Origin of the sequence: Pseudoalteromonas sp. PAST1 (genome assembly GCF_021532515.1) — a bacterium.
Classification (GTDB): domain Bacteria; phylum Pseudomonadota; class Gammaproteobacteria; order Enterobacterales; family Alteromonadaceae; genus Pseudoalteromonas; species Pseudoalteromonas simplex.
This window is the reverse complement of record NZ_JAKGBH010000009.1, coordinates 66201-88664: the sequence shown is the minus strand read 5'-3', so window position 1 is coordinate 88664 and position 22464 is coordinate 66201. Positions and strand designations below refer to the sequence as shown.

The 22464-nt window shown below is 41.7% G+C and carries 21 protein-coding genes; 7 read left to right on the top strand and 14 right to left on the bottom strand.

Features of this window, described 5'->3' with window-relative positions; all coding sequences use genetic code 11:
• Positions 1–17 precede the first annotated feature (17 nt).
• Positions 18–476 (bottom strand): division/cell wall cluster transcriptional repressor MraZ, encoded by a 459-nt coding sequence (gene mraZ, locus L1272_RS06445; protein ID WP_054552739.1) that lies wholly within the window; start codon positions 474–476, stop codon positions 18–20.
• Between the two features lie 459 nt (positions 477–935).
• Here mraZ and L1272_RS06440 point away from each other — a divergent pair, with 459 nt between their 5' ends.
• The 4 genes from L1272_RS06440 (at position 936) to L1272_RS06425 (ending at position 2651) form a co-directional block, all read left to right on the top strand.
• On the top strand, positions 936–1277 hold the full coding sequence (locus L1272_RS06440) for a hypothetical protein (RefSeq protein WP_054552740.1): 342 nt from the start codon (positions 936–938) through the stop codon (positions 1275–1277).
• Between the two features lie 5 nt (positions 1278–1282).
• On the top strand, positions 1283–1729 hold the full coding sequence (locus tag L1272_RS06435; protein WP_054552741.1) for a hypothetical protein: 447 nt from the start codon (positions 1283–1285) through the stop codon (positions 1727–1729).
• Entirely contained in the window at positions 1729–1986 is a 258-nt protein-coding gene (locus L1272_RS06430) for a hypothetical protein (RefSeq protein ID WP_054552742.1), read from the top strand. The genes L1272_RS06435 and L1272_RS06430 overlap by 1 nt, the downstream gene beginning before the upstream one ends.
• 89 nt (positions 1987–2075) lie before the next feature.
• Positions 2076–2651, top strand: a complete 576-nt coding sequence (locus L1272_RS06425; RefSeq protein ID WP_199530256.1) for an AAA family ATPase — start codon at positions 2076–2078, stop codon at positions 2649–2651.
• 41 nt (positions 2652–2692) lie between these two features.
• Here the strand turns inward: L1272_RS06425 and L1272_RS06420 are convergent, their stop codons facing one another.
• From L1272_RS06420 to L1272_RS06405, 4 genes are all read right to left on the bottom strand, one after another.
• On the bottom strand, positions 2693–3664 hold the full coding sequence (locus tag L1272_RS06420) for a glutathione S-transferase family protein (RefSeq protein WP_235373015.1): 972 nt from the start codon (positions 3662–3664) through the stop codon (positions 2693–2695).
• Between the two features lie 9 nt (positions 3665–3673).
• A complete protein-coding gene (locus tag L1272_RS06415) occupies positions 3674–4516 on the bottom strand; it encodes a pirin family protein (protein WP_054552745.1) in 843 nt (280 codons plus the stop codon).
• A 97-nt stretch (positions 4517–4613) separates the two neighbouring features.
• On the bottom strand, positions 4614–6263 hold the full coding sequence (locus L1272_RS23205) for a sensor histidine kinase (protein WP_290440851.1): 1650 nt from the start codon (positions 6261–6263) through the stop codon (positions 4614–4616).
• A gap of 189 nt (positions 6264–6452) precedes the next feature.
• Positions 6453–7418, bottom strand: a complete 966-nt coding sequence (locus tag L1272_RS06405; protein ID WP_054552747.1) for a YihY/virulence factor BrkB family protein — start codon at positions 7416–7418, stop codon at positions 6453–6455.
• Positions 7419–7540: 122 nt separating this feature from the next.
• Between L1272_RS06405 and L1272_RS06400 the strand changes: the two genes are divergently transcribed.
• Entirely contained in the window at positions 7541–8620 is a 1080-nt protein-coding gene (locus L1272_RS06400; RefSeq protein WP_235373013.1) for a mechanosensitive ion channel family protein, read from the top strand.
• An 11-nt stretch (positions 8621–8631) separates the two neighbouring features.
• On the opposite strand, the gene tatA is transcribed toward L1272_RS06400, so the two are convergent.
• Together tatA and agaR are read right to left on the bottom strand one after the other, a co-directional pair.
• Positions 8632–8787, bottom strand: coding sequence for a twin-arginine translocase TatA/TatE family subunit (gene tatA, locus L1272_RS06395; RefSeq protein ID WP_082389242.1), 156 nt, complete (start codon positions 8785–8787; stop codon positions 8632–8634).
• 46 nt (positions 8788–8833) lie between these two features.
• Positions 8834–9598: a transcriptional repressor AgaR gene (gene agaR / locus L1272_RS06390; RefSeq protein ID WP_166338756.1), complete on the bottom strand. Its 765-nt coding sequence runs from the start codon at positions 9596–9598 to the stop codon at positions 8834–8836.
• 159 nt (positions 9599–9757) lie between these two features.
• Between agaR and L1272_RS06385 the strand changes: the two genes are divergently transcribed.
• Entirely contained in the window at positions 9758–11089 is a 1332-nt protein-coding gene (locus L1272_RS06385; protein WP_206004070.1) for a sugar MFS transporter, read from the top strand.
• Positions 11090–11119: 30 nt separating this feature from the next.
• Here L1272_RS06385 and L1272_RS06380 read toward each other — a convergent pair whose 3' ends face one another.
• From L1272_RS06380 to L1272_RS06355, 6 genes are read right to left on the bottom strand one after another with little or no spacing between them, the layout of a single operon-like run.
• The gene (locus tag L1272_RS06380; RefSeq protein WP_166338754.1) at positions 11120–11632 is read right to left on the bottom strand and encodes a hypothetical protein; all 513 of its coding nucleotides are present in this window, start codon (positions 11630–11632) and stop codon (positions 11120–11122) included.
• Complete coding sequence (locus L1272_RS06375; protein ID WP_166338752.1) at positions 11625–13319, bottom strand: GMC oxidoreductase; 1695 nt, start codon at positions 13317–13319, stop codon at positions 11625–11627. Before L1272_RS06375 ends, L1272_RS06380 begins: the two co-directional genes overlap by 8 nt.
• 13 nt (positions 13320–13332) lie before the next feature.
• The gene (gene nagA / locus L1272_RS06370) at positions 13333–14496 is read right to left on the bottom strand and encodes an N-acetylglucosamine-6-phosphate deacetylase (protein ID WP_166338750.1); all 1164 of its coding nucleotides are present in this window, start codon (positions 14494–14496) and stop codon (positions 13333–13335) included.
• Complete coding sequence (locus tag L1272_RS06365) at positions 14474–15397, bottom strand: ROK family protein (protein WP_166338748.1); 924 nt, start codon at positions 15395–15397, stop codon at positions 14474–14476. The genes nagA and L1272_RS06365 overlap by 23 nt, the downstream gene beginning before the upstream one ends.
• Before the next feature lie 17 nt (positions 15398–15414).
• Complete coding sequence (locus L1272_RS06360) at positions 15415–16533, bottom strand: SIS domain-containing protein (protein ID WP_235373012.1); 1119 nt, start codon at positions 16531–16533, stop codon at positions 15415–15417.
• A gap of 23 nt (positions 16534–16556) precedes the next feature.
• On the bottom strand, positions 16557–17822 hold the full coding sequence (locus L1272_RS06355; protein ID WP_054552755.1) for a D-tagatose-bisphosphate aldolase, class II, non-catalytic subunit: 1266 nt from the start codon (positions 17820–17822) through the stop codon (positions 16557–16559).
• A gap of 273 nt (positions 17823–18095) precedes the next feature.
• Between L1272_RS06355 and L1272_RS06350 the strand changes: the two genes are divergently transcribed.
• Positions 18096–19556 (top strand): Gfo/Idh/MocA family protein, encoded by a 1461-nt coding sequence (locus L1272_RS06350; RefSeq protein ID WP_138598820.1) that lies wholly within the window; start codon positions 18096–18098, stop codon positions 19554–19556.
• Positions 19557–19704: 148 nt separating this feature from the next.
• Here the strand turns inward: L1272_RS06350 and L1272_RS06345 are convergent, their stop codons facing one another.
• The gene (locus L1272_RS06345; RefSeq protein ID WP_166338744.1) at positions 19705–22383 is read right to left on the bottom strand and encodes a M14 family metallopeptidase; all 2679 of its coding nucleotides are present in this window, start codon (positions 22381–22383) and stop codon (positions 19705–19707) included.
• Positions 22384–22464: the final 81 nt, after the last annotated feature.

Genomic DNA, 22464 nt, shown 5'->3' with positions numbered 1-22464 from the left:
CCTTTTTCTTTGTGCCGTTAGAGTGAGAAGTTATCGAACTCAGGATTCGCCTCAAAATCGCCTAGGCGTTCAATTTCAGTATCTTGGCGCATTTGTTCATGCCAACGATCTTCATCCCAAATTTCGAACTTGTTCATCAAGCCAACCAACATGATTTTTTTTCCTAGTTCTGCATGGGCTCGTAACGAAGGTGCCAGCAAAATTCGGCCATTTTTATCTAATTGATATTCTGTGGCATTGCCGAGCAACATTCGTTGCATGCGGCGAGCGCGTGGATTCATATTTGAAATTTTTAATAGTCGCTCTTCTATTTCAAGCCACTCGGCTAACGGGTATAACCACAAGCAGGGCTCGTTTAAAGCAACAGTGCAAATAACCGTTCCCTGATCTTCAGACAAGATCGCATCTCGGTACTTAGTTGGTACCGCAAAACGTCCTTTATCATCCAAACTCAGTGAGCTCGCACCCCGAAACATAACATGCCTTAAATTAGGTTATTTATTGTAACTGACTATCTCTGATCCAATTTGATCCACTAAAAACCACTTTTTACCACAGTGCTCCAGTTTAGGGCTTGACAAGCTATTTTGTCAAGTAACTAGATCATCTTCAGTGCCTTCTAAAGCCAGAAAAAATAAGGCCTCAAGCAAAGCCTCTGAATTACGTGGGAAAAAGTGGAAAACATAGAAAAAAATTTTTTTTCCAATTTTATTGGCAATCTAATGGGGAAAAATGGTTAATGAATAACCAATGAACAATTACAAAATTATCTTATTCTGTAATTTTTACTTAATCACCCTGCAAGAGTTACGAAAAACCACTAACCAAGAACGCAATAAAAAGAATAAACAATTGAAAATTATTGATTTTATATTTTGGTATGAAGGTTGCGATGAATTAATCACCAATTAAATGGCAATTTTTAAGGAATGATTATGACTACCGCAACTTCAAAATCGAATTCAAGCACGGCAACAAGTAACAGTGCAAACTCGAACGCGGCTCAAGTAGAGGCGCCATTCACAGAAAAAGCGACAGAGGCAGCTCACCACGCAGTAGATGCATTATCAACACGCGCTGCTAGTGCTGAACATAGTGTACGTCAGGGTGCATCTAGCTCTGCTCAAACGCTTTCGGAAAAGCAAGCAATAGCACGCGCTAAAATTAATGAATACAGTGGTAAAACTCGTAAACTTGCATCAGAAAACCCACTTGCAACAGCAGGTATTGCATTTGCTGCAGGCATGTTAGTAACTGCACTTATTCGTCGTAAGTAATTGTTATGCAAACTTCTCAATCTACAGATGAGAAAACGCAAGATGCCACTGATCAGCCATTAAACGCTGATCAGTGGCAAGATCACCTTGCTAAATTATCTGACTACGGCAAACAGCTATACATTGACTATCGCAAACAAACTGGGACTTGCAAAAAGCTTGCAGCTGCTGAGTGGCGCTTATCAACACGTTCACTCGCCTTAACTATTATACTACTTGTCTGTTTTGCCGGTGGTTTAGTGTTACTTTGGGCTGGTTTACTTGCTACTGTCGGTATCGCGATATTCAGCTTTAGCCAATCATTGTGGTTAGCCGCTATTTCACTGATTGCATTACAATTGCTTTGTCTTGCATGGCTTTGGAAGAACATTGGTTATGTCAGCAGTAAAATAGGTTTTGATCATACGCTAAAAAGTATTCGTCAATTATTGAATATTAGTAAGGATGAATGATGTTAATTGATTATTTTATTAATAAACCGCAACACAGAGTAACTAAGCTAAGCCAGCAAATGGATTTACAAGATGAGCTTAAACGTCAACACCATCAAGCGTTCAAATACCGTTTAAAACGCTTTGCGGTAAGTAAAGTGGGTGTTGCCAGTGCCTTCACTGCGGGTATGGGTTATGAAGCACTTAATAACTCAGACCACAAGGACAGTAAATTGAAACAAGTCAGCCGCTTCAGCTGGTTACTGCGTTTGTTGTGATCATTATCATGTAATGTTTGCTTTTTACTTCTCTTTGCCACCTATTTTCATTACCTTAAACACAAACGAGCAACTTGTGAGAATGTAAGGTGAAGAAAAGGATTGTACTAACTGGTGGCCCTGGCGGTGGTAAAACAACAGCCATCGATCTATTAAGACGTGAATTTTCTAATCAAATTGTTGTTGTACCAGAATCTGCGACCATGCTGTTCAGCGGTGGTATAGAACGTGGTGATGCAACTCACCTGATCAAAGCTCACCAACAAGCTATCTTCAGCTTACAAAAACACCTTGAACATATTCAACGAACCATGCACCCAGATCGTTTAATGCTTTGCGATCGTGGTAGCTTAGATGGACTTGCCTACTGGCCCGGTGAGCAAGATGAGTTTTTTGAGTGTCTGAATACCAACCTACATACCGAGCTGAATAAATATGATGCAGTGATCTTTTTTGAAACAGCAGCGAAGTCTGGGCAAAGTATTCATTCTAATAACCCAGTCAGAAACGAGTCTGATCAGCAAGCCATATTGCTTGATGACAAACTGCAAGCAGTTTGGTCTCAGCACCCTAATTTTAATTTAGTGAAAAGTTCTGAGTCATTTATTCAAAAGGTGATGTTTGGCATCGACACTATCCGCAAGGTCATGGATAGTTATAACTAACAGTTCAATCAAGTCATTAAACTGTTAGTTATCAAGGTTTATTAACCACGGTTATGAGACCGAGCGTAGTCTATATCAGGCCCTTTTGGCACAACTTGAGTTGGGTTGATCATGGTGTGGCTAAAATAGTAATGACGTTTTATATGATAAAAATCAACGGTCTTACTTACACCTTCAATTTGATATAACTCACGTAAATAGTTGCTGATCGCCGGATAGCTCTCAATAGTACGCAAATTACATTTAAAGTGGCCCACATAAACACTGTCGAAGCGAATTAAGGTGGTAAATAAACGCCAGTCGGCCTCAGTCAGTGTGTCCCCCACTAAATAACGATTAGCTGTTAAACGTCGCTCAATCTTATCTAGAGCGGCAAAGAGATCATCAAAGGCTTCCGTGTAAGCTTCTTGCGTTGTCGCAAAGCCTGCACGATACACCCCATTATTAATGTTGTGATAAACAAACTCATTAACTTCATCAATTTCAGAACGTAACGATTGCGGATAAAAGTCGCGTTCATTACCTGTTAGGGCATTAAACGCGCTATTAAACATTCTGATAATTTCAGCAGATTCGTTGCTAACAATACGCTGCGTTTTTTTATCCCAAAGCACGGGAACCGTAACACGACCAGAGTAATCGGCTTTGTTACGCGTATAAATTTGATGCATAAATTCGCTATCGAAAAGTGCATCACCGGTGCTGTGATTGGTTTTATCAAAGGTCCAGCCATGCTCTAGCATGTCAGGACTGACAACCGACACACTGATATAATCTTCAAGGCCTTTTAAATGGCGAAAAATCAAAGTGCGATGAGCCCACGGGCAAGCTAAAGAGACATATAGATGGTAACGATCTTTCTCAGCTTTAAAGCCCGCATCACCGCTTTGCCCTGCACTACCATCTGCTGTAACCCAGTTGCGTAACTGGGCTGCCTCACGTTTGAACTCACCTTGATTGTTATCGGTGTCGTACCATTTATCTTGCCATTGGCCATTTACAAGTAATCCCACAATAACCTCCTATAGTGTGCCAAATTTACCTAGCTGATAGTCACGTACTGCTTGTTGTAACTCAGCTTGGGTTGTCATTACAAACGGGCCCATATGAGCGATTGGTTGCTTAAGCGGCTCACCGGCTAGAATTAACGCCCCTGCACCCGTTTGCGAGTTAAACTCAATGTCACTGCCAGGCTCTAAAATCAATAAGCTACCTGCTTTAACTGGTCCGCCCTGTTCAGTATGAATTTCTCCGGTATGGATATAGATCATCACCTTAGTTTGTGTAAGCGGTGTATGGTAAAACTGCGTGCCAGCCGGTAAAGTCACATCAGCAAGCATGCCATCAGCGGCGAGATCTTGTAGGCTAGAGTCCTGTTTTTCACCTGCAAATTGCCAGCTTCCAGCTAATGCTTTTAGCTCAACACCTTGCTCATTTTGAGTCGTTGGTGCTGGCGCTTCAGTGGTATCTTGATATCGCGGCGCTCTTAGCTTCTCGGCACTTGGCATATTTAACCAAATCTGAAAGCCATGCATACCTTCTTTAGCATCTGCTAATGGCATTTCACTGTGGATCACACCAAAACCGGTACTCATCCACTGCACATCGCCAGCACGAATTGCTTTTTTGTTACCCATTTGATCTTGGTGCTCAAAGCCACCTTTAATAATATAAGTAAAGGTTTCGATACCACGGTGAGGGTGCGCAGGAAAGCCGCCCATAAAATCACTATGATCATCGGATTTAAGCTCATCGATCATTAAGAAAGGGTCTAAGTACTTGCCATCAAAACCTGGAATACGGCTGATGTTTACACCATCACCATCTTGTGTGGCATGGCTATTTAATTGTTGAATCACTTTCATAACTTTACTCCCGTAAATTGTATGAAGTGATTTTAGGCGCTATTTTAACTAACAACCATGAGTAAAATAAGCATCTAACGTTCTATAAAAGCGAATACTAAAGAGGTTCTATATCATCGCTCTGCGTTATTTCATGCTCAGTTTGAAGATTTGGCAAAGTTAAATAAAAGGTGGTGCCTGTCTGTTCTTCAGATTCGAAACTAATCGAGCCCTTTAATTTTTGCGTAACTAAATTCATAACAGCATAAAGCCCTAGACCAGTATTTTTTTGGACACGCTTAGTAGTAAAAAAAGGATCAAATATTTTATCTTGAATATCTTCGCTTATGCCGCAGCCATTGTCTTTAACACTTATAAAAACATTATTATGTTTAAAACTTGCCGAAACTTCTATTTTTGCGCCTTCAATCTGCCCATCAAACGCATGAAAAAAAACATTTGAAAACAAGTTTGTCATAACGTGATTAAATGTTCCTGGGTAACTTTGAATTTTTAAATCATCGGGTATGTTAAAAATCACCTCAACATTTTTATTTTTAGAATCTGACTTAAACGACATCACAATATCATGCAGATGCGGATTCAAGTTAATTAACCTTAATTCATCACAATGCTGATCAGCGGCAATTTGTTTAAAGCTTGTTATCAATTCAACTAATCGATCTAAATTAGAATGAAGTAATAAGCTAATTTCTTCTGAAGTATGTACATATTTTTCAAGTGAGCCTTTACTAACGCGTTTATCAGCTAGCACTTTTCCCATCTTTTTATTTTCATCTTCAAGGTAACTGACAGCTGTTATACATATACCTACAGGCGTGTTGACTTCATGTGCTACCCCAACAACTAGACGACCTAGTGCTGCTGTTTTTTCTGCTTCCATTAAGTATTTTTGAGTCTTTGCCATTAAATCCATAGATTCTTTAAGCTGCACGTTTTTCTCAGTCAAAGAAGATGTTTTTTCTGCCACTTCAGCTTCAAGTGAAGACACATATAAATGATTAAGTGATTTGCGCAAACGGCCAATAAAATACAGCACAATTAAAATGGTAATAAAGCAGCAAAAAGAGAAAAGCGACATCAAGTAGTGATCTCGCGTCGCAGTATGAAGATTTTGCTCGGTTCGATAATCTAACATAAACAAAAAGTTATTAATGTGACTCATTATTTCTGACTTTGCCAAAAAGTAATCATCACTATACAAACTCAGAATCGCGTCAATTTGCTCCTTTTCCATATTCTCGTCAGGTTTATTTGCTAAAGCTTGAAAAGCAGTGTACTCAATTTTTGTTAAATCATTTGATGCTTTTTCTGCAAGCCGGATTTGTTGCATCTCCTCATCTGTTATACCAATGGAATTTAGCATAACTTGGAGTGATTTTTTTTCACCGTCAGGAAATGGAGCCTTACCGTTATGAGGCATTAACATATCCCAATAAACGCGGTGATAATCTTCTGGACGTGGAGCTTCACCATTTCGAATAGCTAGAATTTGGTTAAAAAAGTCTAAAAATTTAGTATTGCCTGTTACCGTATAAGCCCTTGCCATTAAACTTAATTGATCTGAACTTTGTCTGACTTGCTCAGCCAAAATATAAGACTGATACCTAACCTTAGTTTCAGCCTCTATGGTTTTTAAACTGCCATACATTAAATAAACTGACAAAGCCGTTAACCCAGCTAGAATTACAGCAACCAAATTAAGTAAAGATAAACGCTTAATATTAAGTTGGAGCTCTTTTTGCATTTCATGACCTATAAATATGATTACAGCTAGAGATCGCAGATTTAACTTTCTGACCTACTGATACGTAAAATCACAGTACGAGTCATAAAAACCAAAATCGAACTTTAGGATTAAATATTTAATAGAAGTCAATTCTAAAAATGTCAATTAGGGCCTAGGGGTTACCTAAAGGAGTAACTCGACTGCGTCTTATTGCTCATTTTCTCGTTGTTTAATTGTCAATCTATCGGCCACGATCGCGCCGCGTTTCCCTACAGCTTTTTCTGGCCCAATAGTGCTATCAACTAGAGTTTGCTGCTCTGTACTAGCATTGATAGCCGCACCAAAAATGATGATATATGCGCTGATATAAAGCCACATCAACATGATCACCACACCACCTAGCGATCCATAGGTTTCGTTATAACTAGCAAATTGAGATACATAATATGAAAAACCAATTGATGCGATGATCCACATTAACGTAGCAAGCATTGAGCCCGGCGTGATCCAGCGCCATTTAGCTGGAGTTCGATGAGGCGCATAACGATATAAAAACGCTAAAGCGAGATTAAAAATAATGGCTAACAATGGCCAAGTAATGAGCTGAATCATTAAGTCGATAAGCTCTGTTAAACCAACTAAGTTGAGTACAATCGGTAAGATACCAATGATCAATAATGCCACCAGCGCAACTACAATAGCGCCCAGAGAAAATAAAAAACGCACCACTAATGCCATAAAAAACTGACGCTTATTACGCTGATGATAAGTAATATTACAGGCGGTAATAAGTGCTTGGCAGCCTTTACTGCTACTCCAAATAGTTAATAGCAAGGTACCTATGGCACTTGCACTCAATACCTTATTTGACTGCTGAGTGATATCGCTAACTTGAAGCAAAATGATGTCACGACTACTTGCAGGTAATATCGCAATCACCTTATCTAACTGATCATGGATATCTGTGGGAGAAGCAAAATAGGCATATACGGATACAATAGCTGCCAGAGCAGGAAAAATAGCTAAAAGAGCATAAAATGCCACGCCAGCTGCTACAAAAGATAAATTGTCTTGTGATAGGTTGTGATAAACCCGTTTACTGATATCCCACCAACCTCGAATTGGGATTTCCATCGGTGAACGAGCTTGAAAACCGCGGTTACCATTCGCCATAAGTGACCCAAAGAATGACTGTGAAAAGTACAATGCTGCAAACAACTTGCCAGTAATTATGGCGCCTGAATTGCATTGAACTAAACTTATTGAAGCAACTTAAAGATCCATAGAGCGGTGCAATGAGTTATTATTTACTTACTGAAAATCAACTAGCTAACGTTTTAACAGCATCAATTTCCATAGCATCTCAAACAGTTTCTGAAAGCTTATCTTGGCAAGACTTAAACTTTCAAATTACGCAGTTTTTACATACTGCATGGCAAATGTTACCTGCACTGACACTTGGTATTGCGGCCATCATTATCTGTTACTTGTTGGCCCGCCCTTTATCTTATCTATTAATAAAACCGCTTGGCTTTGTGAGCGAAAGCAAACTTTTGCATGTGGTGACTAGGCGCTTTTTTAGCATTATTATTATCTTGTTTGGCGTTTACTTATTTTTACGTCTAGCAGGGCTAACCAGCTTTGCTGTGGCTATTATGAGTGGCACTGGCTTAGTTGGGCTTATTTTAGGCTTTGCTTTTCGTGATATTGCCGAAAACTTTATCTCAAGTATGCTACTTAGTGTGCAGCGCCCTTTTCGTATTGATGATGTTATTGAAGTAGATGGGCGTTTAGGAGTAGTTAAAAAGGTTACGGCTCGCGCCACCACCTTGGTTGATTTTGATGGCAATCACATTCAAATTCCCAATGCGACCGTCTATAAAAACGTCATTAAAAATCTCACCGCAAACCCAAAAATGCGGGGTCACTTTAATGTTGGCATTGGCTACGATAATGACATTCGCTATGCCCAACAATTAGCAATGAAAGTGGTTAATCAAAACCCTGCTGTTATTAATGATCCGCCAAGCCAAGTATTAATTGATTCATTAGGCTCAGCAACTCTTAATCTAACCATTTATTTTTGGGTAAATAGTAACGAACACAGTACTATCAAAGTGGCCTCACAATTGATGCGAGAGTTGGTCAATACTTATTTAGCGGAGCAAATAAGCATGCCGGATGATGCTCGCGAGCGAATTATTTTGAATAGCGAAAACGATACCGAACAGCCAAACAATAACGTAAGCGCTGATCCAAAAACAGCAAAATCACTCGACGATCACAGCCTTGATGATGTTAGCAGTGATGCCGATGATATCCGTGTGCAAGCAGATCAATCTCGCGACCCAGAGCAAGGTAATAATATTATTTGAGACAAAGATTATCAGGCTTCGTCTTTGGGTTTATCTTGCATTGCACGTTTAAACCCTTTAATTGATGTCCCTAAGTCACCACCGATCCGTGACAGTTTTTTTGTGCCAAATAAAAGCACCACAATTGCGGCAATAATAGCTAATTGCCAAACACTTATTCCTGCCATAATAACCTCCTTAAGGTTTAGGTAATTTGTCAGTATGCTACTAGCTCTAAACAGTGATTACGTCGATCCCCAAAGCAACCAATGACTCAACAAATTCAGCTGGCATGTTTTTATCGGTTACTAGCACATCGATTGATTTTAGTGGTAATACATTATACAAAGCCCGTTTACCAAATTTACTTGAATCAGTTACAGCAATCACTTGATCTGCACGTGTGCACATTGTTCGGTTTAACATTGCTTCAGGCTCATAATGGGTGGTGATCCCCGCTTCAGGATCTATGCCATCCACTCCTAAAATAACCTTTTTGAAATTATATTTACTGAGTGCTTGTTCAACTTCATTTGAGTAAAAAGACATTGATTTCTTGCGCAATTGCCCACCCAGCATAAATACATTGGCATCGTCTATATCAGCCAGTACATGTGCGATATTGAGGCCGTTTGTCATCACGGTTAAGTCTTGTTTGTTGGTCAATGCTTTCGCGACTTCTTCGGTTGTGGTGCCCGAATCAATAATTAGTGAATCGCCATCATCAACTAAATTTGCAACAGCTTTTGCCAGTAGAACTTTCACAGCATAATTTTCGTTATGCTTATCTTTAACTGATAACTCTTTGACCAATTTATCACAAGCAATTGCGCCGCCGCGAGAACGAACAACCAGACCACGCTTGCCCAGTTCGTTAAGATCATGGCGAATACTAACCTCAGAAATATCAAAAGTTTTCGCAAGATCTTTAACATTTACTTTGCCATTTTCCTCGGTCATCAGAACGATTTTTTGTCTTCTTTCTATTGTGGTTAGCATAGCTGGCCTGTTGTTTATATAGCTGCTTTCAAATTCGTAGTTCAATATTACACAATTTACAGTTTCAAAGCCAAGCTTAGTTTCGAAATAAAATAAAACTTTCAAAACTTACGAAAAATGTTTTATTATTAATCTACCGTTAACTTATTGGTGACAAAAATGACAACACAAAGCTCACTATTAGAGCAAACAGAACACACCAACCGTACACAATTACTACCTATGTTGATCATAGGTGGTTTGTTTTTCTTATTTGGCTTTATAACTTGGCTCAATGGATCTTTGATTCCATTTCTACAAATGGTCTGTGATCTCAACCATATTGAAGCTTACATGGTGACATTGGTGTTTTATATCGCCTATACCGTCATGGCACTGCCGAGCGCTAAGATATTGAAATTATTTAGTTATAAGCATGGTATGTCATTTGGTTTAGGCACCATGGCATTTGGCGCGTTGTTGTTTATTCCTGCCGCACAAATTCAGGCTTATTGGTTATTTTTGGTTGCCTTATTTACTTTAGGAAGCGGCCTCACCTTATTACAAACCGCTGCGAATCCTTACATCGTGCTAATTGGTTCTAAAGACACGGCAGCCGTACGCATTAGCATCATGGGTATTCTCAATAAGAGCGCAGGTGTGGTTGCTCCATTGCTCTTCTCTGCGATTGTATTTAGCGACATTGCCAGCTTTAGCCCTGAAGCTCTCGCCCACTTGAACAGCATTCAAAAGCAATTACAGTTGCAAGAATTGGCTAATCGTTTAATAACGCCTTACTTTGTAATGGCAATTGCGTTAGCGATATTAGCTGCGTTGATTATGCTGGCTCCATTACCTGATATTGAGCAACCAAAAACTAGCAACAACAGCGAGAGTAAATCAGTACTGCAATTCCCACACTTAGTTTTAGGTGTAATCGCCCTATTCTTTTACATAGGTGCAGAAGTCATTGCCGGCGACACCATTGGCCTTTACGGCAAAGAACAAGGGGTATTACAGTTCGCTGAACTCACCTCTTACACCATGGGCTTTATGGTGCTAGGTTATGTGTTAGGTATCGTGTTAATTCCTCGTTTTTTTAGTCAGCAACAGGCGCTGATATTTTCCGCGTTAAGTGGTTGTGTGTTTTCACTTGGCATCATTTTGATTGATCCGCAACAAACTGCGATTGCAAACGTAGTGCTCTTTTGGCTTGCTGGTAACAGTTTTCCAGATACCGTGTTATTTGTTGCATTACTTGGCTTATCGAATGCGCTAGTTTGGCCGACCATTTGGCCTATGGCCCTTGCAAATCTCGGCGATAAAACTCAAACCGGCGCGGCATTACTGATTATGGGGATTTCTGGTGGCGCTCTATTGCCTTTGGTATACGGTGTATTTGCAGAATATACAGGCAATGCACAACAAGCTTACTATCTGTTGATCCCTTGCTATGCGTTTATTCTTTATTACGCACTAATTGGTCACAAACTAACAAGTTGGCGAAAGTAACGAGATAGGCAGGCTTAGTTATTTTAATTTTTAACTAGCCTGCAATTTTTCTGATGTGAAATAGCCCAGTAGCAAAAATTCACGCACGGCAAAAATACACTTATAAATTAAATACTCGTCACGCTTATCAAGGCTCACTTCTGAAAAAGGTAAGGCTTGCTGCGCTATTATGCGCTGTTGCTGCTGCGAAGAGATAGTAAATAAACTTGTGAGTTTATTTGCTAATTGCGACGATGAAAGAACACCTTCTGCAATCAGCTCAGCGCCTTTTACACATGCCGTACGTTCAGTCAGAGTTAGTGTATTTGCTAGCATTAAATCTGTGAAAGCGACTAAATTAAAATACAGCTGCTCATTTGGCTCTAGCTCTAAAATAACAGCCTGCATTTGCGTGACCACATCCCGATGCGCCGCTGCTTTAAGCACCTCAAAATGATTGCCATCCGTTTTATCAAATAACTGAGTCGCAGCCACTGGCGTAATAGCCGCACCGAATAATGCAGCTAAATATTTAATCGCATTTCGCCTTTGTAGATCAGCCATAAAACACCCCGTTTTGATAATGCCGTACAGCGTGATCCGCGGCTCTTGCAGTAAATGCCATATAGGTTAACGAAGGGTTCTGATAACCCGACGAGCACATAAACGAGCCATCAGTGACATAGACGTTTCGCACACTATGAATTTGGTTGTAACGATTAAGCACTGAGGTTGTAGCATCATGCCCCATACGCGCAGTTCCCATTTCGTGGATGGCTTGCCCCGGCGCTGAGCCTTTATCGTATGCTTGTACATTTTGATAACCTGCTTTGCTTAGCATCTCGACGGCTTGCGTTTTCATATCCTCGCGCATGCGTTGCTCGTTTTCAGCAAATTGGCAATCAAAATTAACTAAAGGTAATCCCCATTGATCTTTTAATACCGGATCTAAGCTCATTTTATTACGATGATAAGGCAGGCATTCACCAAAGCCTATTAATGCAACTTGCCAAGGCCCAGGTTTGGCAAGCCCTTCTCGAAAAGCCTTACCAAAGCTAAGTTCTTTAAAGCCCCGTCGCCAATCTTTGCGTGTTGCGTATCCTTGATAGCCATAGCCGCGAATAAAGCTATGCTGCTCGGCATCATTAAGATTTCGAAAACGCGGAATATGAAAGCCAACGGGTCTGTCGCCATCATTAAAGTCATCAGCAAAGCCCCTAGGCTCGCCAGTGGCGCCAACCCTAAAATGGTGATCCATGAGGTTATGACCAAGCTCTCCACTATCGTTCCCTAAGCCATTAGGAAAACGTGCAGAAGTTGAATTTAATAACAAGGCTGTTGTTGCCACCGTTGATGCACAGCAAAAAATAATCTTCGCTTGCGCGATACGCTCCTTTTTAGATTCAGCATCAATTACTTTCACGCCCGTAGCTAGTCCGCTATCTGGATTGTAAATAATCTCTTTGGCAATGGAGTGAGTCTGGATAGTGAGTCGCCCAGTACGCATCGCTGCAGGTAAGGTCGAGGCTAAACTACTAAAATAACTCCCTGCTGGGCAGCCTCGCATACAGCGGTTGCGCTTGCTGCATGGGGCACGACCTTGCTCAGGCTTTGCCTTGGTTAAATGTGCAACTCGCCCGATGGTGAGGTGACGATTAGTGTAGTGAGTTAATAAACTTTGTTTAAGCTGCTGCTCTACGGCATTAAGCGCAAAAGGAGGCAAGTAAGGTCCATCTGGTAGCTGAGGTAAGTTCAGCGCTTCGCCAATAACCCCGATGTAGGCTTCGACTTTATCGTACCAAGGCGCAATATCTTGATAGCGCACAGGCCAATCAACGCCGTGACCATCTTGTTTGTTGGCTGCAAAATCTATATCACTGAGGCGCAAGCATTGCCGCCCCCAAGTTAATGAGCGCCCACCAAGATGATATCCTCGGATCCAATCAAAACGTTGCGATTCTTGATAAGGGTGCTGCAAATCATTCACAAACCAGTGTTTTATTGATTGTTTGGTGGCATAGCCAGTGCGTGCTTGTTTAGCTTGATTCTGCTTTTCTAGAAGGCTGGGCCTGTCGCGAAAAGGCAGTTGCCAATCTTCTTTAAACGCAGTGATATAGTCTGTACCGTGCACAACCTGTCTGCCACGTTCTAGTAGCAGTACATTGAGTCCTTTTTCGGTCAGTTCTTTAGCAGCCCAGCCGCCAGTAATGCCACTGCCAATAACAATGGCATCGAATACTTTTGCCTGCATTCTCACTTAACTTTTAAAAGATTTGCTTACCCGCACAGATCGTTGCTTGAACAGAAAAGTCTTTATCGAGCAGGGCAAAATTAGCCTGTTTACCTACCGCAATACTGCCTATTTGCTCCGCTTTATTTAAAAACTCAGCAGGTACTAAACTGGCCATTTTAGTTGCTTCAACTAGGCTTGCATCGGTTAGGTTATAAAAGCGTTCAACGCCAACTTCCATGGTTAATGTACTGCCCGCTAAAGAGCCGCTCTCAGTTCGTGCAACACCTTGCTCAACCACAATAGGAAGCTCACCTAAGCGGTAGCGACCATCTTGTAAGCCTCCGGCGCTTACGCAGTCTGTGATCAGAGCAATTTTATCAGCCCCTTTTAAACGGTAAACCATGTTCATGATGCTCGGGTGCAAATGAATACCATCAGGAATAAGCTCAACCATGGCATCGCTGTCCATCAACAGTGCCCCCGTACAACCAGGATCTCGATGATGAATACCGCGCATACCATTAAAAATATGCACACCACCGCAGGCTCCATGGGCAAGAGCTTGTGTTGTTTGCTCAAAATTAGCATCTGTATGACCCAGCATCACACGCACACCTTTATCGGTGATATAGCGGATCATGTCGGGGGATTTAAGTAGTTCTGGCGCTAACGCAAATGAGCTTAAGCAACCTTCACATGCGGCATAAATTTCATCAAATCGCTGTTTAGTAAGCTCTAAAAAAAATGACTCGTTATGCGCGCCTTTATGCGCTTCTGCAAAGAATAAACCTTCGTTATAAGCCCCTAGCAACTGCGCTCCAGCCAAGCCTTTTTGATAGGCACTCGCCATATTTTTATAAGCTTGAATTGAGACGTCCCAGTCTGCAGTCACCGTTGTGCCAACAAACCCCGTTACGCCATGCTTTGCTAAAGACCGAGAAATAGTCTCTAACGATTCTGGTGTGCCGTCCATAATATCGCAGCCTTCACGACCATGAATATGCAAATCGATAAAGCCTGGAAATAAGCTATGCTCACCTAAATCTATTACTTTAATCTCTGGCTCAATTTGCGTGGTAATAGCACTAATTTTACCTTGCTCGACCAAGACCGCATGATCGAGTAAAACCGTCTCAGCAGTCACCACTTTTGCGGCCTTTAAATAATAGCGATTAAGATGCGTTGGAATTAGCATGAACACTTCCTATTATTGCAGCGCCTCTTACGCCGCTAGAATCACCAAACTTTGCACGCTTCACGTCGGGCACGGCAAAACCTGAAAATAAATGAGTTTGAATCGCATCAGGGAGCTTTTCTACTATTGCATCAATGAGCGACAACCCCCCGCCAAGTACGATAACTTCTGGGTGCAAACTTTTACTAATAGCAGCAAAGGTTTCGCCAAGAATATCTAAGTAACAAGCGAGCACCTTTAAGGCTTGCTCATCACCTAGCTTAATATCGTTTGCCCATTCAATCGCTGATTTAGGGGATTGCGTAATATGTTGATACAGAGTTTGTACACCGGGCCCTGCAATATAGCTTTCTACACAGCCATTTAAACCACAGCCGCATTTTAAAACGGGCAGCTGATATTTTTGTTGCAGATACGCAGAAAGTGGTAAATGACCATATTCTCCCGACATACCTAAACCTTGGTTAAACAAAGTGCCATCAATACACATACCACCCGCAGCCCCCGTACCAACAATGGCACCAAATACTCGGCTATAACCTTCACCAGCTCCGCCATTTGCTTCTGATAAAGCAAAACATCGGGTGTCATTTAATATCGCAACAGGGCGCTTTAATAATGCTTGTAGGTCGTCGGCAATCACCTTACCTGTGGCACAAGGCACATTGGCAGATAACACTTTGCCAGCCTCATTAATGATACCTGGCATACCGATCCCCACAGCACCTTGGCTACTTGTTAATTCATCGGCCTTTAGCACCTGCTGATATATTGCCTGCAAAAATTGCTGATAATCATCAGTTGGCGTAGTAATACGCCAACTCTGCTGTTGCTCTAAATTATTATTAAAAATGGCGGTTTCTATTTTTGTTCCACCAATATCGAGTCCATAAACAGCCATACTCTACCTAACACTTTCTAACAAGAAGTTAACGGGTAAATAGTTACCCCTTGTACAACACGGTTAACTTCGCCCGTTGGGCAAGGATTGTCAGGTGTTAAACCGAGTGAGATTGATTTAAAAAATGCAAAAATCTGACAATAAACAATATAATACAGACCTTGCCACACATCATCCAGCGGTTGCTGCTTTGTACCTACCGATAATTTTTCTATGCGCAGGCATTGCTGTTCATTGACTAATTCATTATATAAATCAGTGTCATATAAACTGCTGTATAGATTTCCAGATGACATCAATAGTACGGCAGTTTTGGTATTAATAATGGTTTTCGGGCCATGCCTAAAACCCAAAGGCGTTTCAAAATAACTAATTAATTCACCATTTGTTAACTCTAAACACTTTAATGCAGCTTCTTTGGCGTAGCCAAGTAAAGACCCGGCTCCTAAAAATACTAAGCGCTCAACGTTACTTAGTGCAAAACGCTTAATGTCATCAATTTGCGTATCGAGTAGCTGATTAGTATGCGCCACAACTTTTTCTAATTGAACGCTATCGGGAGTAAAAATACACAGTGTTGAAATCAGCATTGAGGTAAAGCTACTTGTCATTGCAAAGCTCTCATCAAGTGTTTCTTTTGGCATTATCACACTTAAGCTATTGCTTTTAACTGATGCGCTTTTAGCTAACTCACCGTTTTCATTACAGGTAATAACCAAGTGATAACATTCATCAACGACTTGCTCTGCAATATCGACCGCTGCGACACTTTCAGGGCTATTTCCAGAGCGCGCATAAGAAATAAGTAAGGTTGGCGTGCCCTTTTGTAAAAAACCATATGGGTTTGAGACAATATCAGTGGTGCTGACAGCACATACGTCCAAATCGGTTTTCGCAGTTAAATGAGGTGTTAAAGCCTCGCCCACATAAGCTGATGTACCAGCGCCTGTTAAAACAACTTTTAAGTTATTAAGTGCTAAAATCGGCGCTAAAAAATCATTAATCTCAGCTCGCTTGTTATCAATCACTGTTGCCGTATTACACCATGATTTGGGTTGTTGTGTGATTTCTCTTGCGGTCCAATAAGCGTTCTGTTGCTTAAGTTCTGTTTCGTTTAAGGATAAAAACTGTGTCATATTAAATTCTCTCTCAACACCACTTATTGATTACAAGCAAGCGAATAGCTATTCGTCACTTCCATTATTTTGTTAAGTACTAACTCACGCGGTGATGAGTTAATTTGGCCCTTAGTTAATGCTTTGTACTGCATTGGCATAAATTGGCTAAGTAAGGTCTGTGGAATAATTTGCCCTTCTAAGTTCTCAAACAGCGTTTCTACTGTTTGTTTTATCTCATCTTCAGGCCAGTAATAACGGATGCGATCGCTATAACTATAAGCCCTAAACAGCTTAGCTTCAGCACCCTGCGATGGGTAAAACTTATTCCAATAATGTGGTTTTTCTAGCATGATGCGCTCACAGACATCACGTAAATTAGAACGCTTAGCAGGTTCAACTAACTGATCTTCAATATAAGTTAAAGCAAATAAACCTTCGCGTAGTGCATAGGTAAGCTGTGGCCCCACTTTTAATATGGCAAAGTGATCTTGTACTAACTCGCGATAGCAATGATCTGGCTGGTAATCAGTAGAGTGAGCTTCATACACAAGATTATCGACAGTAGTGATAAACTCTTTCAGTTTTTGCGCTTCATTACGTTGGTAATTAAAAACTTGATGATTATCAAACTCAACCCCCGGCTGCACAACAACAGCAATAACACGCGACCACACGTCACTTATGTTTAAGCTAGCAAATGCTGCCTGATGTAATTCGATTGTTTGCTGTACCCCTTCAACATGGGATACCTCAATAATTTCATGCTCTTCTGTTGCCCCACCCGGAGGGGGAACTTCAGTACCAACCACATAAAGAATATCGTTATCTTTTGAGACCGACTCGGCAGCTTGGCACATCAATGCTGCACGCTTGGCAATTTCTGCATCAGCTAAACGTTCTCCATCGTCAGCGCATGGCATGCTGGCATCTAGATGAATTTTTTTAAAACCCGCACTCGCATAGGCTTTAACAAGTTCAACAGCTTTTACCATCGCAACCTCTGCAGGCTCATTCACCCAACATACAGGACCTAGGTGATCACCACCTAAAATAATGCGCTGGGTATCTAAACCCACTTTTTCGGCTATTGCATAAACAAATTCAACAAAGTCATGAGGCTTCATACCCGTGTAGCCACCAAACTGATTAACTTGGTTTGCCGTAGCTTCAATTAAAATTTCAGTGTCATCATTAAGAGCTTGCAACATCGCTGCTTCGATAACGAGTGGATGCGCGCAGCATACAGAATAAATTCCCTGCGCTTGCCCTACTCGATTGTTATTAATAATCGTTTTTAATGCATTCATGGTTCTCTCCAAGCAGCTTACATCAAAGGTTAGATATATGATTTGAAATTACAGTAGCACACAGCGAAACACCACGCAACAAAATGAAAGGTAACGAAAGTTCATATTAAAACTAAAATTTGACCTAAAAAACCATAAAAAGGCATTAAGGGTAATGCAGCCACCAATTTGAAAGATTTTGAAAGCATTTAATTGTAATTAACTTTTAGTTGCGATATAACAGAAACAACTGAAACCCACTATTAAAATAATCTCAGTGATTTAGGTATCGTTATGACAATAGATAGACGTAGTTTTTTAAAATCTGCCGCAGCCATTACCGCCGCGACAGTCGTGACTGGCTGTGCGAAAAGCCAACAAGGTGATAATCAAAGCACACCTCTTGCAGCGCAAGGTAAAAGCGTAATGGGCTTAGCTGTGCCTGCAATGGATGTGGTGCGTGTTGGTTTTATTGGGGTTGGTCAACGTGGTAGCGGCCATGTGAAACATCTTTGCCATATTGAAGGTGTTGAAATCAAAGCTATTTGCGACACAGATAAGCTAATGCTAGATAAGTCTGTTAATTATGTCATTGAAAAAGGCTTACCTAAACCAACTGCTTATACGGGTTCAGATAAAGCCTATTTAGACATGCTCGCTCGTGATGACATCGACATTGTGATCATTTCAACGCCTTGGAAATGGCACACACCGATGAGTGTTGAGACCATGGAAAGTGGAAAACATGCCTTTGTTGAAGTACCTGCAGCAACCACCATGGAAGAGTGTTGGCAATTAGTAAACACCGCAGAGCGCACGCAAAAGAACTGCATGATGATGGAAAACGTTAACTACGGCCGTGACGAGTTAATGGTTTTAAACATGGTTCGTAAAGGCGTATTTGGTGAGTTATTGCATGGTGAAGCAGCTTATATTCATGACTTGCGTTGGCAAATGAAAGAAATTGACCGCAGCACAGGCTCATGGCGTACTTATTGGCATACCAAAGTAAACGGTAACTTATACCCAACCCATGGTTTAGGCCCGGTTTCTCAGTATATGAACATCAACCGTGGTGACCGCTTTGACTTTGTTACTTCAGTCAGCTCACCTGCGCTTGGCCGCGCCGCCTATGCAGAACGTGAATTCCCTGCAGGCCACGAGCGTCGTTCACTAAAATTTACTGCTGGCGACATGAACACCAGCATTATTAAAACAGTGAAAGGTCGTAGCATTATGGTTCAGCACGACACCACAAGCCCTCGCCCGTACAGCCGCCATAACCTAATTCAAGGTACTAATGGCACATTTGCAGGATTCCCTAATCGTATTGCTCTTGAAGATGTGCCACCAGCTATCGCGAAAATTTACCAACAGCAATATGAAGCAGAGCTCGCTGCCTGGGAGAAAGCAGGTTCACAGGGTCGTAAGCCACATATGCAAAACTTCCATAGCTGGGATCAAGATATGGAAAAATGGCGTGCTGAGTTTGATCATCCACTGTGGAAACGCATGGGTGAAGAAGCAGTACGTAACGGTGGCCACGGCGGTATGGACTTCATTATGCTTTGGCGCATGATCTACTGCTTACGCAATAATGAGCCACTCGATCAAGATGTATACGATGCCGCAGCATGGTCATCAATCTTCCCGCAAAGTATGGCATCGGTTGCAGATAGAAGTAACAGTAAAACAATTCCAGACTTTACCCGTGGCGCTTGGCAAACAGGTAAGCCTCTAGGAATTGTGTCTTAACACTTTCTCTCCTGAAAAACTAAAAGCCCGCCCTTTGCCCTGCGGGCTTTTTTATTTCATTGTTCACTCCCTTTAGAGCTTTACTCTATAAAACTTTACCCACAAAAAAGCCCGCAACGTCAGCGGGCTTTTTAATTAGGCCTTTAGCTTACTGAGCATGTGCTGCAGCGCGGAAAATCGTGTTAGCTAAAAGTACATTCATGCCCTCAAGGTAGGCGCGGTAGGTTGGTGATTGTGTAAAGCCTATTACCATGCCTTTGCCTTGCGGTTGATGAACAAGCAATGGCTTATACGCAAGCTGTGCTTTATTTTGCTGCCACAGATAACCACTTGCTAGCACATCATCTTTACCTGTAAACCACGCTAGGTTTTTACCTGAGTTCAGTTTTATAGGCGTGTAAATATCATTACCGTAAGCTACCGCAACAAGGTCTTTATCAACCCCAGCGGTTAACCAGTGCTCTTGGTCTACTTCAACATTAGCAAGTACACCGGCTACATAGTCTGGCGATGTATGTGGCTCAATGCTCGCTGCTTTTAAATCATCGCGAGAAGCGAATAACTGCCCTGCCACTTTACTGCTTTTATCATCGCTGCTGTCGGCTTTATCTTCTCGGTAAGCTTGCTCGCGTTTAACATCTAACAAACCGTAATCAGCGTTGGTGGTAAAACGGTTAGCATTACCGAGGGCAATCAACACGCCACCTGCTTCAACCCAGCTTTTTAAATTAGCCGCGCCCGATTTACCGAGTGCTTGCTCGTAATTACCTTCTGGTAAAATAAGCACTTGGTAATCACTTAAATCAGCCCATGCAAGCATGGGTGTGCGAATAGCTGTCACCGGGTAGCCAAGCTGTCTTTCGATAACAAAACGAGTGTTACCGGCGCTTAGCTCTCGAGTGGCTGCATCCCATGCAATCGCCACTTTTGGTGCTACCATAGGCACTGTTTTGTTACTACCAAAGCTTGGGCCTTCAATCACCCAACTTGAATCAACACCATCAACTATTGCACCAGTTTGCTCGGCAATTTGGCTAATTTTAGTCAGTAAGTCTCTATCGTTTAGGCGCTTTTCGATTACTAAGCTACCCGCTGGGTAGTTAGTTTTATCACCTAATACAAATGCTTGGTCAGCACTTTTCAGTTTAATGCCAGCTTGCAGTGCTGCTGTTAAAAAGCGTGCTGCGGCCGTATCACCCCATGCAACAATATAAGCCACTGAGGCTTCTGGATTATTCACTTTACCAAGCAATGTGTCGTCGGCCTGAACCGCTTTACTATCTGCGCTAACTGCGCGACCACAACTATCGCTATCAACATTAAACATCATCGGCAGTGACCAACCTGTGACATCGTAAATTTCATCACCTAGGTTACGAGCACGGCGTCTTTCTTGCTCTTTTACAAAAGCCTCTGCCATATCTACTTGGTCAGTAAAGGTGGTACGTACAAATACCCCGCGTGGCTGTGCAGTATCAATAAAATAGCTGCCTGCTTTGTACTTAACGCCACAGGCTTTGAAGTCTTCAGTTGCTTGTTTAACTTCAACACCATGTTCAGCCATTAAGGTTGCGAGTCTATGAGCGCCTTCACGGTTACTTTGTTTAGGTAAGATATAAACACGCTCTTTGCTATCTTTACCCGAATCAATCGCATCAACTTGATATTGATAAAAGTCACCTAGTAGTTTTTCACGTTGATTGGCAGCCCCTTCGGCAGTCGAAATTGAGGCCACAAACTGACGCTTTACAGTATTAAAATAGGTGAGTAGTTCACCGGTGTTTTTCTCAAAAACATGGCCACGCGCAGAGCCTACTTCGTAAGTTGATGCTGATGCACCATAAAAAACAGGCCAGCTATCACCGTAGCCTGGGTAAAAGGCATCAAAAATTTCACGGGTAAAGTAATCAAAGCCAAACTCATCAAAATATTTCGCATGATTTTGCCCAATCGCATCCATGTTGGCGATTTGGGTTTTCGTCATATGCGGATTAAATGGCTGAGCAGCCGGTGCAAAGTAGTAAGATTGGTCGCCGCCCATTTCATGAATATCAACCACTACTTGCGGTTTATATTTATTGATTGCAGCCACTCTGCCTTTACTTTCAGGCTGAGTAAGCGCTAACCAATCACGATTCATATCAAACAAATAATGATTTGTTCGGCCTCTTGGCCACGGCTCATTATGCTCTGCACTTAACCTATCTGCACTGTGCTCAAGGCCCACGGTCGCATAATAACGAGTAACAAAGCGCTCACGGCCATCAGGGTTTTGCAATGGGTCGATAAACACCACGGTGTTGTCTAAAATTTTGCTGTTAACGGCATCATTCGGGGCTGCTAGTAAGTGATATGCAGTGAATAGTGCAGCATCGGTTGAGCTAATTTCATTACCGTGCACGGCATACTGAAGCCACACAGACGTCGGTAAATTTTTAATTAGCGACTTAGCTTCTTTTTCAGAGGTGATACGCGGATCAGCCAAGGCTTGGGTATTATTAGCGAGGGTTTCTAATGAGCGAATATGCTTCGCTGTGCCAACCACCGCATAAACCAGTTCACGACCTTCCCAGCTGTTTGCGTACTTAAACACTTTAATACGATCTGGCGCAGCTTGTTCAAGGGCGCTTAAATAACGACGCATATCGTTGTAATTGGTAATGCGCTCACCTACATCGTATCCAAGTACTTGTTTAAATGTTGGTATTTGCTGATTATAAGCCGTGCCCGGCCACATTGCTTCGGTATTCGCTGCACTGGCATTAAAGCTTGCCGTTATTGCCACAACACTCACTGAAATGGCTTTTATTATTTGTTTGGCGCTCATTATTTTTCCCAAGTAAAAGTATCTGCTTTGTACATTACAAAAGTATTGAAAATAAACAAATTAAAAACGTTAGATTGGCAA

Bases quoted from the DNA above. Each gene is read 5' to 3' on its own strand.
- L1272_RS06385 (WP_206004070.1), top strand. From the start codon at position 9,758: ATGACAACACAAAGCTCACTATTAGAGCAAACAGAACACACCAACCGT.
- L1272_RS06375 (WP_166338752.1), bottom strand. From the start codon at position 13,319: ATGCAGGCAAAAGTATTCGATGCCATTGTTATTGGCAGTGGCATTACT.
- L1272_RS06400 (WP_235373013.1), top strand. From the start codon at position 7,541: ATGAGTTATTATTTACTTACTGAAAATCAACTAGCTAACGTTTTAACA.
- agaR (WP_166338756.1), bottom strand. From the start codon at position 9,598: ATGCTAACCACAATAGAAAGAAGACAAAAAATCGTTCTGATGACCGAG.
- L1272_RS06345 (WP_166338744.1), bottom strand. From the start codon at position 22,383: ATGAGCGCCAAACAAATAATAAAAGCCATTTCAGTGAGTGTTGTGGCA.
- L1272_RS06380 (WP_166338754.1), bottom strand. From the start codon at position 11,632: ATGGCTGATCTACAAAGGCGAAATGCGATTAAATATTTAGCTGCATTA.
- nagA (WP_166338750.1), bottom strand. From the start codon at position 14,496: ATGCTAATTCCAACGCATCTTAATCGCTATTATTTAAAGGCCGCAAAA.
- L1272_RS06360 (WP_235373012.1), bottom strand. From the start codon at position 16,533: ATGACACAGTTTTTATCCTTAAACGAAACAGAACTTAAGCAACAGAAC.
- L1272_RS06435 (WP_054552741.1), top strand. From the start codon at position 1,283: ATGCAAACTTCTCAATCTACAGATGAGAAAACGCAAGATGCCACTGAT.
- L1272_RS06440 (WP_054552740.1), top strand. From the start codon at position 936: ATGACTACCGCAACTTCAAAATCGAATTCAAGCACGGCAACAAGTAAC.
- L1272_RS06355 (WP_054552755.1), bottom strand. From the start codon at position 17,822: ATGAATGCATTAAAAACGATTATTAATAACAATCGAGTAGGGCAAGCG.
- L1272_RS23205 (WP_290440851.1), bottom strand. From the start codon at position 6,263: ATGCAAAAAGAGCTCCAACTTAATATTAAGCGTTTATCTTTACTTAAT.
- L1272_RS06365 (WP_166338748.1), bottom strand. From the start codon at position 15,397: ATGGCTGTTTATGGACTCGATATTGGTGGAACAAAAATAGAAACCGCC.
- L1272_RS06430 (WP_054552742.1), top strand. From the start codon at position 1,729: ATGTTAATTGATTATTTTATTAATAAACCGCAACACAGAGTAACTAAG.
- mraZ (WP_054552739.1), bottom strand. From the start codon at position 476: ATGTTTCGGGGTGCGAGCTCACTGAGTTTGGATGATAAAGGACGTTTT.
- L1272_RS06405 (WP_054552747.1), bottom strand. From the start codon at position 7,418: ATGGCGAATGGTAACCGCGGTTTTCAAGCTCGTTCACCGATGGAAATC.
- L1272_RS06415 (WP_054552745.1), bottom strand. From the start codon at position 4,516: ATGAAAGTGATTCAACAATTAAATAGCCATGCCACACAAGATGGTGAT.
- L1272_RS06350 (WP_138598820.1), top strand. From the start codon at position 18,096: ATGACAATAGATAGACGTAGTTTTTTAAAATCTGCCGCAGCCATTACC.
- tatA (WP_082389242.1), bottom strand. From the start codon at position 8,787: ATGGCAGGAATAAGTGTTTGGCAATTAGCTATTATTGCCGCAATTGTG.